General features: G+C 56.3%; 10 protein-coding genes. 7 read left to right on the top strand and 3 right to left on the bottom strand.

Annotated elements, in window-relative coordinates:
• Positions 1 to 5 precede the first annotated feature (5 nt).
• The 4 genes from NYE85_RS20005 (at position 6) to NYE85_RS19990 (ending at position 5,572) form a co-directional block, all read left to right on the top strand.
• Positions 6 to 674 (top strand): hypothetical protein, encoded by a 669-nt coding sequence (locus tag NYE85_RS20005; RefSeq protein WP_259006493.1) that lies wholly within the window; start codon positions 6 to 8, stop codon positions 672 to 674.
• A 108-nt stretch (positions 675 to 782) separates the two neighbouring features.
• Positions 783 to 3,275, top strand: a complete 2,493-nt coding sequence (locus tag NYE85_RS20000; protein WP_405050700.1) for a CS1-pili formation C-terminal domain-containing protein — start codon at positions 783 to 785, stop codon at positions 3,273 to 3,275.
• A complete protein-coding gene (locus NYE85_RS19995; RefSeq protein ID WP_259006492.1) occupies positions 3,265 to 4,899 on the top strand; it encodes a hypothetical protein in 1,635 nt (544 codons plus the stop codon). The genes NYE85_RS20000 and NYE85_RS19995 overlap by 11 nt, the downstream gene beginning before the upstream one ends.
• A gap of 10 nt (positions 4,900 to 4,909) precedes the next feature.
• The gene (locus NYE85_RS19990; protein ID WP_259006491.1) at positions 4,910 to 5,572 is read left to right on the top strand and encodes a fimbria/pilus periplasmic chaperone; all 663 of its coding nucleotides are present in this window, start codon (positions 4,910 to 4,912) and stop codon (positions 5,570 to 5,572) included.
• 51 nt (positions 5,573 to 5,623) lie between these two features.
• Here the strand turns inward: NYE85_RS19990 and NYE85_RS19985 are convergent, their stop codons facing one another.
• Positions 5,624 to 7,663, bottom strand: coding sequence for a choline transporter (locus NYE85_RS19985; protein WP_259006490.1), 2,040 nt, complete (start codon positions 7,661 to 7,663; stop codon positions 5,624 to 5,626).
• Positions 7,664 to 7,999: 336 nt separating this feature from the next.
• Here NYE85_RS19985 and betI point away from each other — a divergent pair, with 336 nt between their 5' ends.
• From betI to betA, 3 genes are all read left to right on the top strand, one after another.
• Positions 8,000 to 8,596: a transcriptional regulator BetI gene (gene betI, locus NYE85_RS19980; RefSeq protein ID WP_039992306.1), complete on the top strand. Its 597-nt coding sequence runs from the start codon at positions 8,000 to 8,002 to the stop codon at positions 8,594 to 8,596.
• Positions 8,597 to 8,619: 23 nt separating this feature from the next.
• A complete protein-coding gene (gene betB, locus NYE85_RS19975) occupies positions 8,620 to 10,092 on the top strand; it encodes a betaine-aldehyde dehydrogenase (RefSeq protein WP_259006489.1) in 1,473 nt (490 codons plus the stop codon).
• A gap of 209 nt (positions 10,093 to 10,301) precedes the next feature.
• Positions 10,302 to 11,966, top strand: coding sequence for a choline dehydrogenase (betA, locus tag NYE85_RS19970; protein WP_259006488.1), 1,665 nt, complete (start codon positions 10,302 to 10,304; stop codon positions 11,964 to 11,966).
• A 106-nt stretch (positions 11,967 to 12,072) separates the two neighbouring features.
• On the opposite strand, the gene NYE85_RS19965 is transcribed toward betA, so the two are convergent.
• Positions 12,073 to 13,698: an FMN-binding glutamate synthase family protein gene (locus NYE85_RS19965; protein WP_259006487.1), complete on the bottom strand. Its 1,626-nt coding sequence runs from the start codon at positions 13,696 to 13,698 to the stop codon at positions 12,073 to 12,075.
• Between the two features lie 154 nt (positions 13,699 to 13,852).
• Positions 13,853 to 13,981 (bottom strand): hypothetical protein, encoded by a 129-nt coding sequence (locus NYE85_RS19960; RefSeq protein WP_259006486.1) that lies wholly within the window; start codon positions 13,979 to 13,981, stop codon positions 13,853 to 13,855.
• Position 13,982 lies beyond the last annotated feature (1 nt).

Raw genomic sequence — 13,982 nt, 5'->3', positions numbered from 1 at the left:
GCGCCATGAAACGATTCCATCTTGCCCTTTGCCTGCTGTTTCCCCTCAGCCAGACCGCCTTTGCCCTTGACGTTGGGGAAATCAGCGCCTTTATGCACAGCGACCATGCGCGCCTGTCAAAAGAAATCAGAAATACCACCGACAGCGGCCGTCTGGTGAATATCAACGTTGAACGTATTTCCAGCCCGTTGGAGTCAGGCCAGGTCATGGCGATGGAGTCGAAAGATGAAATGCTGCTTTCGCCGGCCAGCGTGATGCTGCCAGCCAACGCACGCGAAGTTATCCGCTTTTATTACAACGGCCCGAGCGATGCCCAGGAGCGCTATTACCGCATTGTCTGGTTTGATCAGGCCTTGAGCGATGCAGAAGAAAATAGTGCCCGGCGCAATGCCGTGGCGACTACCTCGGCGCGTATCGGCACCATTCTGGTGGTGGCACCGCGCCAGGACCGATTTAACTATCAGTTTCGCAACGGGAAAATTAAAAACACCGGCAATGCCACCTTCAAAGTGGTGGTCTATGGCACCTGTCTGACCCACAAGATCCCCGAAGGGTGCAAGGAAAACTATTTTGTGATGCCCGGCAGAGAAAAGGCCTTCTCCCGCGTAGACGTCAATGACAAGAAAGGCCGAGTGGCTCTGTGGCACGGTGAGCAATTTATCCCGGTGAAATAAGCGTCGGCACCCGATGTGCAATGACCAAGGAAGGGGCGTCATGACAATGGAACAAGGGAGGCCGAGGTGAAAAGGACTCTGCGTAAGGTAGTGACCAATTCGTTGATAATGGCTGGCGCGGCGATGGTTCCTGTTGCACTTATACCGGCACAGCAGGTGATGGCAGCAGGGTTGACGCAGATTGACGGCGTGCTGATCCCGCAGGCTTTCAGCCAGGCATTGCGCGAAGGCATGAGTATCCCGTTATTGCTGCACTATGAGAAAAATAAAGGCATTAAAGACGATCAGCGTATCGGCCATGCGTTGCTGTTTCTCGACTCGCAAGGGTTGAAAGTTCGCCAAATTACGCTGGAAGATAATGACGGCGGTGCCCGCCTGACCGAGGATACCATCCGGCAGATTGAGGCGCTGAACAACGTCGGTTTTAACCCGCAACAACGTATTGAGCTGGCGGCAAACGCCTGGCTGGCGCTGAATTTCCGTCAGCTTAATCTGCAACTGGTGGTAAAAGAGTCGGCGATTGGCACGGTGCTGCGTGCGCGTTCCAACGATATCGGCGCTTCCAGCGTTGACACCCTCAGCAGCACGCTCAATTACGATCTGGGGATTTATGATTACCGCGCCAAAGCCAGCGAAGGTAATACCTCGAGCTACCTTTCCCTTAACAGCGTGACGGCGCTGCGTGAGCATCATGTCGAGGTGAATGGATCGCTGTACGGCATTGGCAGCAACAATCAGGATGCCACCTTGTACAAGGCGATGTACGAACGTGATTTTGCCGGCCGACGCTTTGCCGTCGGTATGCTTGATAGTTGGAACCTGCAGTCGCTTGGGCCGGTTACCGCGCTTAATGCGAGTAAAATATACGGTTTCTCTTATGGTAACCGCGCCAATTCCACCGTGTTTGATAATTCGCAGTCGCTGACGCCGATCGTGGTGTTTTTCCCTTCGGCCGGCGAGGTGCATTTATCTCGTGACGGACGCCTGCTCAGCGTTCAGAGCTTCACCATGGGTAATCATGAAGTGGATACCGGTAACCTACCGTACGGTATTTATGATGTGGAGGTCTCGGTGGTGGTGAATGGCAAGGTGGTCAACCGGCATCGACAGCGCATCAACAAGCTGTACAGCCCCGATCGTGGTGCCAATGCCGCATTATCCTGGCAGGTGTGGGGCGGGATGATCCGCATGGACCAGTGGCGGCGGCAAGACGATCGTTACATCGCCGGCAAAGATGCCTATCTGGCGGGGATATCCGCCACTGGCAACCTGCATATCCTCAACTGGGCGCTGTCCGGCTATTCGTTTGACGGCAACTCGGTTGGTGAGGGACGTTTCTCGCTTCCCTTGAGCGAGTCGCTCCAGTTTACCCTGCAAAACATGGTGGCATCGGACAGCTCATGGAGCCTGGTGAACAGCCTCAGCGCAGCGTTGCCGGGGGGGTTTAGTTCAATCTGGCTGAATCAGGAGAAAACCCGCATTGGCAACAGGCTGCTGCAAAGCGATGCAGAAAACCGGGCGATTGGCGGCACGCTCAACTTTGGCGCGCTAACCCCCGGACTGGGTACCATGAGCGTCAGCTACAACGACGATGTCAAAAATGATACGCGTTACTATAACGTTGATTTTTATCAAAATGTTTTTACCGGGCGCTATGGCACGCTCGGCGTGCGCGCCGGCGTTCAGCGTTACAATAACGGCCGTTCAGGCTCCGATACCGGTAAATATATAGCCCTGGATTTCTCATTGCCGCTAGGGAACTGGTTCAGCGCCGGCATTTCCAATCAGAACGGTTATACCACCGCAAACCTTGCCGCACGTAAAGAGCTGTCGGATGGGCCAATTCGTACCGTTGGTGCCAACCTGTCACGGGCCATTTCCGGTGATACCCAGGGTGACAGCAGCTTGAATGGCGGCGGCTACGTACGCTTCGATACCAAGTATTCTACCGGGACGGTCAACGTCAGCAGCTCCGCCGACGGTTATGTCAATACCAGCCTGAGCGCGAATGGCAGCCTGGGATGGCAGGGTAAAAATATTGCTGCCAGCGGCCGCAATGAAGGCAACGCCGGCATCATCTTCAATACCGGCATCGAAAACGATGGGCTGCTGGCGGCGCGCGTCGATGGGCGAGTGGTCAAGCTGAGCGGCAGCAAAAACTATCTGCCGCTGTCACCCTACGGTCAATATGACATTGAACTGATGAACAACAAAAACTCGGCTGAAAGTTTCGACATTGTCACCAAACGCAACAGCCGGCTGACGCTGTACCCGGGTAACGTGGCGGTCATTACGCCGGAGATCAAGCAGATGGTAACGGTATTTGGCCGCATCAAGGCAGAGGACGGTACGCTGCTGACCCATGCCGATATCAAGAATCACATTGGCCGTACGCGCACCGACGAGAAGGGCGAGTTCGTGATGGACATCGACAAGAAATTCCCGGTGATCGACTTTGTGCATGGGGATAACCAGAGCTGCGAGGTGGATCTGGAACTGAGCAACGCTCGCGGGGCGATTTGGGTCGGTGACGTGGTGTGCGTCGGCTTGAAAACCTATGCCGAACGACGGCCGACGGGAGAAAAGAATAATGAAAGTTGATAAGGCGCTATTTGCACTGGCGTTGCTCGCCCCGGTGGCGCAGGCTGCGGTCAACGTTACCACCTGGCCGGACGCGGCGGCGACGAAATTTGTCTTTGTCGAGAACAATGCCGACGATAACTATTTTGTCACTCCCGCCGGTGTGCTGGATCCGCGCATGACCGGCGCCAATCAGTGGACCGGACTGAAGTATGGCGGGTCGGGCACCATTTACCAGCAAAGTCTGGGCTATGTGGACAACGGCTATAACACCGGTTTGGTGGCCAACTACCGTTTTGATATGTGGCTGGAAAATGCGCCGATCAAAAATCCGTTTCTTGGCCTGCGCTGCATCAACTGGTACAGCGGGTGCAATATGGACACCAGTCTGATCCTGCCGCAAACCACCGATGATAAAGGCTTCTATGCGGTGACGGTACCCAGCGGTGGGCAAAAATGGATGCATGGCATGATGTCGCCGAGTTTTTACCAATACTTGAAACAGATGGCGCCGGGCGACAGTTTCAGCATGCAGATTAACAGTTGTCAGACCTCTGCCTCCTATGATGCGGCCGCCGGCGGCCGCTGCCAGGATCAGGCCAGCGGGAGCTGGTACAAGCGCAAGGTAACGCACAGCAAGGGGGCGCACCTGCGTTTTATCAATACCAATGCGGTGTCGGAAGTGTTCGTCAACAGCGACGGTGTGCCGATCATCGGTGAAGGCAATGCCGACTGTAAGAATCAGACCATCGGCACCCGCTCCGGCATCATGTGCAAGATGGTCAGCTATGATCTGCAGACCGACGGCAGTGTCAGTAACACCTCGATTCACATTTTCCCGGCGATCAACAATGCCCCGTTGAATTCCGCGGTGGCATCGGCCGATCTGCAGTTCAGCCTTGACGGCAACGGTTGGAAGCCGACCTCCGGTATAACCTATTACTATAATTTCAATGAATTGAAGAGCAGTAATGCCATTTACGTTTTTTTCTCGAGTAATTTCTTCAAACAGATGGTGCGCCTGGGGATTTCCGACAGCGGCACGCGAGATTTGATCAATTTTCGTTTCCAGAACATCACCTCGGCGGAATCCGGCTGGTACGAGTTTTCTACCTCGAACCAGCTGATCGTCAAGCCGCGCGATTTCAGCATCAGTATCATTTCTGACGATTATGAAAATAATCCGCATCGTGAAGGTTACGTTGGTCCGACGGAGCCAGCGCTGGAGTTCGGTTATATTGTCACCACCAGCGGTAAAACGTCAGCCGACAGCGTGCGTGTGATGGCCACCGGCCCGACTCAGACGCTCAACGGCATCAATTACTGCATTTTTTCTTCGCCGGATAACGGCATACAGGTGCCTTTCCCGGCACAGCTGAGTATTCGTACCAGCGCCGGGGGGCAACAGACGTTCGATGCCGGTTGTGACGGCCAGTGGCATGACATCACCAATGCGTTGTGGAGCAGTACGCCATGGAATGATATCTCCGGCGACGTCGGGGTGCTGAATAAAACCAACGTCAGATTTACCCTGCCGATGAACGATCCAATCTCGTTGAAAACGGTGGAGGGCAATGGCTGGTACGGCGACGTCAGCGCGGCTGGCGAAATCCACGTGGAAGCCACCTGGCGTAATATCAACTAGGAGAGGGACGATGAAGGGATTGTTGCCATGGCTGCTGTTTTTGCCTTTTTCCGTCAGCGCCATCAATGTGGGAACCCTGACGTTTGCCATGGATCAGCACCAGACGTTCGTCTCCAAACGGGTGTTGAATAACAATAAAAGCGCGCGCATCTACCAGGTGACCATCCGCGCTGTCGATCGACCCGGCGAACAGGAAGTGCGTAGCCGACCGGCTGACGGTGAAATGCTGTATGCGCCGAAACAGCTGATGCTGCAAGCCGGGCAGGACGAATACTACAAGTTTTTCTACCATGGCCCGCAAGATAACCGCGAACGTTACTATCGTATTTCGTTTCGTGAAATACCGGCCAGTTACTTTGACGTGTCGCAACGCAGTCGCAATGGCGCCAGACTGGAGCCGGTGGTGGTGATGGATACCATTCTGGTTGTGCGTCCTCGCCAGGTAAACTTTGCCTATCAGCTTGATAAAGCACGCGGTTCTCTGAGCAATATCGGCAATACCTACTTCAAGCTATTGATCAAACCGGGTTGTGACAGTAGCGATGAAGACGGCAGCAGTTACTATTTGCGGCCGGGGGAGCGGTTGACGGAAAAGACGCTGAGCTTGCGCGGACAGAAATTTATTATCTACAACGGCAGATTTATCAATATCGACCGCAGTTGCGAGCGGTAACGGGTGAAAAAGCAGGTGGCGCGGCGACTGCCGCCACCACCCGCCATCGGGTTACATATCCGGGAAGGTCAGGGTATTGCCCGGCGCTTCACGGTGAATATGCAGGAAGTTCAGGTGTTTCTCATACTGGTCAAGAATATCGCCAATCACCTGTTCTTTGCTGTAGTCCATCAGGTCGTTGCCCTGGGTGCCTTCCATCAGGAAGGTTTCCAGCCGGTAATAGTGCGACTTGCCAGAACGGGCGCGATAGGTGAAGCCCGGCACCGAATAACGCTGCGGCCAGATCTGGTAGACGAAGTTCTGTTCTTCACCCAGTCGTACCAGTAATTCCAGATGCGGCAAACGCTCTTCTTCGCTGGGTGGAACCTCGGTAAAATCGACCTTGGCGCCGCGCAGTTCCAGCTCGCGCGCCACCTCCTGCATGGCTGGTCGGCACACCAGATCGAGCATTTTCTGGGTGTATTTGGTGCCCGGGTAGTTCATCACCCGCGACAGGCGCTGCTTCCAGTTCAGCACATCGTTGCTGGATACGGGCGTTGGCGCCGAGGTGTTCAGCGCACCGGCCTTGCGGTAATCCTCCACCCGCAGCGACTTGTACAAACCGGCCATCACGAAGAAGATCACGAAGCTGAACGGCAGTCCCATGATCACCGTGGCGTTCTGCAGTGCCGACACGCCGTTGGTCATCAGCATGCCGATGGTCAACAGGCCGATGGTAACCGACCAGAAGATGCGCAGCCAGTTCGGTGCATCGTTGTTGATGTCGACCAGGCGTGAAGTAAAGTTGCCCAGCACCAGCGAACCGGAATCGGCGGAGGTGACGTAAAACAGCAAGCCGGTAATGGTTGCCACCGACGCGCTGAAGGTAAAGGCCGGGTACTGTGCCAGCAGGCTGTAGAAGCCACGTTCAGGGTACTGCATCACTTCCTGTGCAAAGCCGATGTTGCCGTGAATCACCTGGTACAGCGCGCTGTTGCCGAAGATAGACAGCCACAGCAGGGTGAATACAAACGGAATAATCAGCGTGCCGACCACGAACTGACGGATGGTACGCCCGCGGGAAATTCGTGCCAGGAACAGCCCGACAAACGGCGACCAGGCAACCCACCAGGCCCAGAAGAACAGCGTCCAGTTGTTCATCCACTCGACCGGACGATCGAAGGCGAAGCTGTTGAGCGTCATGCCCATAAAGCGATTGATGTAATCACCGACGTTCAGTACCAGTGCGTTGAGCAGGAATTCGGTATTGCCGAAGAACAGCACAAATGCCATCAGCCCCACCGCCAGCCAGACGTTCAGCTCAGACAAAATACGAATGCCCTTGTTGACGCCGGAGGTGACGGAAATGGTCGCCATCACTACCGACAACAGGATCAACGCCGCCTGAACCGTCAGATTTTCCGGCAGGTGGAACAGCACCTTGAGGCCATAGTTCAACTGCACCACGCCAATGCCCAGGGTGGTGGCAATACCGAAAATGGTGCCAACCACCGCGGCAATATCCACGCTGTGGCCAATCGGCCCGTTAATGCGTTTACCGAAGATCGGGTACAGCGCCGAACGAATGGTCAACGGCAGGTTATAGCGATAGCTGAAGTAGCCCAGCGCGATGCCCATCAGTGCGTACATCGACCAGCCGGTCAGACCATAGTGGAACAGCGTCCATACCATGGCCTGCCGCGCGGCTTCCAGCGTCTGGCCCTGGCCTTCCGGCGGCATCATGTATTGGGTGATCGGTTCGGCGACCGAAAAGAACATCAGATCGATGCCGATGCCGGCGGCAAACAGCATCGCTGCCCAGCTTAACAGGCTGAATTCCGGTTTGGACTGCTCTGGCCCCAGCTTGATCGAACCGAAGCGAGAGGCGGCAATGAACACCACAAACACGATATACAGCGTGGCGGCCAGCAGGTAATACCAGCCAAAGGTGGTTGAAACCCAATTGAGCGTCCGGGTAAGCCATTGACCGGAAAAGTCGGTGAAAAATATCGTCATCAGCGAGAAGGCCAGTATCAGCCCTGCCGAGGTAAAGAAAACCACCGGATTCAGCCGATCCTGTTGCGGTTTTGAGGAGGTTTCGCGTGTTGTCATCGTCTTCCTCTGGTGTTTAACAACTGAGTAAAATCGAGCTCCTGCCGAACAGCCGGCAGGGCGCGGTCGACAGACCCGCAGCAATCATTACTTTTTCTTGCCAAATATTGCCGAAGGTGCCGTTAGCGCAGCCAGCCAGCGCTGCGGGTGGGAACCGCTTACAGCCACTGATTTTGGTCAGATTCGTTAAATACCTCACAAAAATCAGCCAGTTCCACAACCGAAAAGTACATTTTTGTAACCAAACGGCAATAAAATATATGCAATTTTTATTGAACGTTCAATCAAAAAAAAGTTTAATAGTTAACGTTAAGACCTGTTTTGAGAGTCGGAGCCATGCCAAAAGTAGGAATGCAGCCGATACGAAGGCAGCAATTGATTGATGCCACGTTGGCTGCGGTAAATGAAGTGGGAATGCACGACGCCACCATCGCGCAAATTGCGCGCCGGGCCGGCGTGTCGAACGGCATTATCAGTCATTATTTCAAGGACAAAAACGGCCTGCTGGAAGCCACGATGCGCTATTTAATCAGCCATCTGGGCGAAGCGGTGAAGCTGCGGCTGCAGGCATTGCAAGATAACAGCCCGGCCTCGCGATTGCAGGCCATCGTCGCCGGCAATTTTGACGACAGCCAGATCAATAGCGCGGCGATGAAAACCTGGCTGGCATTTTGGGCCAGCAGTCTTCACCAGCCGCAGCTTAATCGGTTGCAGCAGGTGAACGGACGCCGGCTGTATTCCAACCTCAGTGCCGAATTCCAGCGCGCGCTGCCCCAGGCGCAGGCGCGGCTGGCGGCCAAAGGGTTGGCGGCATTGATTGACGGCCTGTGGCTGCGCAGCGCATTGCGCGGCTCCGCCTTCAATCAGGCTCAGGCGCTAGCGCTGACCACCGACTACATCATGTTTCAACTCCGGGGGCATACGCCGCCCTGAGGACAGTAATAAAGGAGAACCTTATGTCCCGTTTTGGCTTGCAGAAGCTCTATATCCATGGCGCTTATGTAGACAGTAGCGAAGGGAAAACCTTCAACGCCATCAACCCGGCCAATGGCGAGGTTATCGCCGAAGTGCAGGCTGCCAGCGCTGAAGACGTCAACCGTGCGGTGGCGAGTGCCGCCAGCGGGCAGAAGGTATGGGCGGCAATGACGGCGATGGAACGGTCGCGCATTTTGCGCCGTGCGGTGGACATTCTGCGTGAGCGCAACGACCAACTGGCCGAGTTGGAAACGCTCGACACCGGTAAGGCGCTGTCCGAAACCACCGCGGTAGACATTGTTACCGGCGCGGACGTGCTGGAATATTATGCCGGTCTGATCCCGGCCATCGAAGGACAGCAGATCCCGCTGCGCGATACTTCCTTTGTCTATACCCGCCGTGAACCGCTCGGCGTGGTTGCCGGCATCGGCGCCTGGAACTACCCGATTCAGATTGCCTTGTGGAAATCTGCGCCGGCGCTGGCGGCAGGCAACGCGATGATTTTCAAACCCAGCGAAGTAACATCGCTGACCGCGCTGAAGCTGGCGGAAATCTACAGTGAAGCCGGCCTGCCAGACGGCGTGTTCAACGTGGTCACCGGCAGCGGGGCGGAAGTTGGCCAGTACCTGACCGATCATCCGGGCATCGCCAAAATCTCGTTTACCGGCGGTGTGAAGACCGGCAAGAAAGTGATGGCCAATGCTTCCAGCTCGACGCTAAAAGAAGTCACCATGGAACTGGGCGGCAAATCGCCGCTGATCGTTTTCGACGACGCCGATCTCGATCGCGCGGCGGACATTGCCATGATGGCCAACTTCTACAGTTCTGGCCAGGTGTGCACCAACGGTACCCGCGTGTTTGTCCCTGCGGCGTTGCAATCGCAGTTTGAGAACAAAATTCTGCAGCGGGTCAAAGGTATTCGTCTGGGCGATCCTACCGATCCGAGCACCAACTTCGGGCCGCTGGTTAGCTTCCCGCACATGGAAACGGTACTGCGCTTTATCGAAAGTGGCAAAAACAGCGGTGCACGCCTGCTGTGCGGTGGTGAACGGGTGACCGACGGTGAATATGCCAAAGGCGCATATGTGGCGCCAACGGTGTTTAGCGACTGTACCGACGAGATGGAGATCGTACGTGAAGAAATCTTTGGGCCGGTGATGAGCATTCTCAGCTACCAGAGCGAAGCTGAAGTGATCCAACGCGCCAACGACACCTCCTATGGCCTGGCCGCCGGGCTGGTGACGCGCGATCTGGCTCGTGCCCATCGGGTGATTCATCAGTTGGAAGCTGGCATTTGCTGGATTAATACCTGGGGTGAATCACCGGCGGAAATGCCGGTCGGCGGTTACAAGCATTCGGGCGTTGGGCGAGAAAACGGTCTGACCACGCTGGAACACTATACGCAAATCAAATCGGTGCAGGTCGAACTGGGCGACTTCGCTTCGGTCTTCTGATCTCCCGCCGTCTTTCGTGCTACCGCGTTCGCAGTTCCCCGGCTACTGGCTTGAGTCAGCGGCTGGGGCTGCCAGACCGCCTGGTAGTAACGCGAAATCCACGGGGGAGTAATGCCCCTGATGTTGAATGCAATCTTGCCTGACCGTCATGCACAGGGCCTTCAGGCCAGACTGCGCATGCAGGCAGTTAATTATTAAGGAGATAATGAATGGAATTTGATTACATCATTATCGGCGCCGGTTCGGCCGGCAACGTACTCGCCACCCGTTTAACCGAAGACGCCGACGTCAGCGTCCTGCTGCTGGAAGCCGGCGGCCCGGATTATCGGATGGATTTCCGTACCCAGATGCCGGCCGCGCTGGCCTTCCCGCTGCAGGGACGCCGCTATAACTGGGCGTATGAAACCGATCCTGAACCGCATATGAACAACCGCCGCATGGAATGTGGCCGTGGCAAGGGACTGGGCGGTTCGTCGCTGATCAACGGCATGTGTTACATCCGCGGCAACGCGATGGACTTTGACAACTGGGCCACGGCGCCGGGTCTGGAAGACTGGAGCTATCTTGACTGCCTGCCGTATTTCCGCAAGGCGGAAACCCGTGACATCGGGCCGAATGATTACCACGGTGGCGACGGTCCAGTGAGCGTCACCACGCCGAAGGCCGGTAACAACGAACTGTTCCATGCAATGATTGAAGCAGGCGTGCAGGCCGGCTACCCGCGTACCGACGATCTGAACGGCTATCAGCAGGAGGGCTTTGGCCCGATGGATCGCACCGTGACGCCAAAAGGCCGCCGTGCCAGCACCGCTCGCGGTTATCTCGATCGGGCACGCTCGCGTCCCAACCTGACCATCGTCACCCATGCGCTGACCGACCATATTGATTTTGCCGGCAAGCGTGCAGTTGGCGTCAGCTACCTGAAAGGGGAGGGTAATCGCATGCACAGCGCACGCGCGCGTCGGGAAGTATTGCTGTGCGCCGGCGCGATCGCCTCGCCGCAGATTCTGCAACGCTCCGGCGTCGGCCCTGCTCCGCTGTTAAACAGCCTCGACATCCCAGTGGTGCACGATCTGCCGGGCGTCGGGGAAAACTTGCAGGATCACCTGGAAATGTACTTGCAGTACGCCTGCAAGCAGCCGGTGTCGCTGTATCCGGCGCTGCAATGGTTCAACCAGCCGAAGATTGGCGCTGAATGGCTGTTTAACGGCAGCGGCGTCGGTGCCAGCAACCAGTTTGAAGCCGGCGGCTTTATCCGCAGCCGCGAAGAGTTCGCCTGGCCGAACATTCAGTATCATTTCCTGCCGGTGGCGATTAACTACAACGGCAGCAATGCGGTCAAAGAGCATGGTTTTCAGGCGCACGTTGGCTCGATGCGTTCGCCGAGCCGCGGCCGGGTTCGGGTGAAGTCGAAAGATCCGCGCCAGCACCCGAGCATTCTGTTCAACTATATGTCCAGTGAACAGGATTGGCAGGAGTTCCGCGATGCGATCCGCATCACGCGTGAAATCATGGCGCAGCCGGCGCTGGATCCATACCGAGGCCGTGAAATCAGTCCTGGGGCCGATGTCACCAGTGACGAACAACTGGACGCCTTTATTCGCGAACATGCAGAAACCGCCTTCCACCCGTCCTGCTCGTGCAAAATGGGCGAAGATGACATGGCGGTGGTCGACGGCCAGGGCCGGGTTCACGGCATGGAAGGGCTGCGGGTTGTGGATGCGTCGATCATGCCGCAGATCATTACCGGCAATCTGAACGCCACCACCATCATGATCGCGGAAAAGATCGCCGATCGCATTCGCAACCGCGCCCCGTTGCCGCGCAGCAGCGCAGAATACTATGTGGCGGGCGATGCGCCGGTGCGCAAATAACCCCGATTATTACAACATGTCCTCTCGCCGCCGAGGGGGAGGGCCGCCGTAGCAAGCACCCCTCTCCAACGCTCTTCCCCGAGGCGAGGGGGCAATTTCTGCCAATTTATCCTGCCAGCGCAATCACCTGCGCATCAAAACTGTACGGCGTAGCCATGTGCCACATACGGGCATAAAACTCGCTTTCGATCTCTTTTTTTAACAGGGCACCCGGTGCCAGATAATAGTAGATATCGGCATACACTTTGATCTCCGTAGCGGTAATACGGCGCAGCATATGATGTGACGTCAACTGCTCAGGCCGGCTGATACCCGCCGCTGCCAGCATTTCCGCCAGCGCTTTCAGCGTATTTTGCTGGAAGTGATAGACCCGCTCGGCCTTGTTTGACACCACCAATGCTTTCTGACGCAACGGATCCTGGGTGGCGACGCCGGTCGGACAATGATTGGTGTGGCAGCTCTGCGACTGGATACACCCCACGGCGAACATGAAACCGCGGGCTGAATTCACCCAGTCGGCGCCCAGCGTCATCACGCTGGCAATGTCAAAGGCGCTGATGATTTTGCCGCTGGCGCCGAGTTTGATTTTGTCACGCAAGCCGCAGCCGACCAGGGTGTTGTGCACGAACAGTAGCCCTTCGCGTAGCGGCATGCCCATGTAGTTGGACAGTTCGAGCGGGGCGGCACCGGTGCCGCCTTCCTTGCCGTCCACCACGATAAAGTCCGGCAGGATCTGCGTGTGCAGCATAGCTTTGGCGATGGCGACAAACTCCCATGGGTGACCGATGCACAGTTTGAAGCCAATGGGCTTGCCAGCGGACAGTTCGCGCAGCTGCCCAATGAAATGCATCATCTCAACCGGCGTGCGGAATGCGCTGTGCGATGACGGTGAAATACAATCCTCACCCTGTGGCACGCCGCGGGTGGCGGCGATTTCCGCATCAACCTTTTTTGCCGGCAGTATGCCGCCGTGGCCCGGTTTGGCGCCCTGGCTGAGTTTGATTTCAATCATTTTTACCTGCGGGCTTTGCGCCTGTTCGGCAAAACGCTGCGGGTCAAAATGGCCATCGGCGCTGCGGCAGCCAAAATAACCACTGCCCAGTTCCCACACCAGATCGCCGCCGTGCTCGCGGTGATAACGGCTGATACTGCCTTCGCCGGTGTCATGATAGAAATTGCCTTTGGCGGCGCCAAGGTTGAGGGCACGAATGGCGTTGGCCGACAGCGCGCCAAAACTCATTGCCGAAATGTTGAAGATCGACGCCGAGTAGGGCTGGCGGCAGTCCGGCCCGCCAATCAATACCCGGTAGCTGGCCGGATCGGCCACCGGTACCGGGCACATTGAATGACCGATACATTCATAACCGGTCTGATAGACGTCGAGAATGGTGCCAAACGGCTTGTCATCCATTTCATTTTTGGCGCGGCGGTACACCAGCGTGCGCTGCGTGCGCGAAAACGGGATCTGCTCGTCGTCTTCCTCCAGCAGGTACTGGCGCAGTTCGGGGCGGATAAATTCAAAAAAGAAGCGCAGGCGGCCAATGATCGGATAGTTGCGGCAAATGGCGTGGCGCGGTTGAGCCAGATCGTAAATGCCCAGCGTGGTCAATGCGCCAAAAACCAGGGTCGGCAGCCAGAACCACGGTTGTTCGACGGTGCTGAATAAGCAGGCGAGGGTAATGATGATGCTCAGCACAAAGCAGGTATAGCGGCTGAATAAAGAGGATTTCATAACATCTCCCGATAGTTGTTTTTTAATCCAGACGACGTTGCAGTGGCAGGGCAGGTAACGCATAAACGCTGCCCCTGGCCGTAGGGTTTGCGTGGGCGTATGGTAAACAATCGGCTTGTATGTTATGTGGCTGTTACTGCTGGCTCATTGTTTGTTACATTAATTTAACGATATGCGCCAAGCTGACACTACGGTGAGGCGCCTCTACGCCGGTGCGGCACAGTTTTGGCCGCGCCGGCGTCAATACCGTTGCGCCTACCAGGGCATCAAGGTTAAGCAGCATG

The organism is Serratia sp. AKBS12 (assembly GCF_024793895.1).
In the GTDB taxonomy this organism is placed as follows: domain Bacteria; phylum Pseudomonadota; class Gammaproteobacteria; order Enterobacterales; family Enterobacteriaceae; genus Serratia_F.
This window is presented reverse-complemented; position numbering and strand designations above follow the sequence as displayed.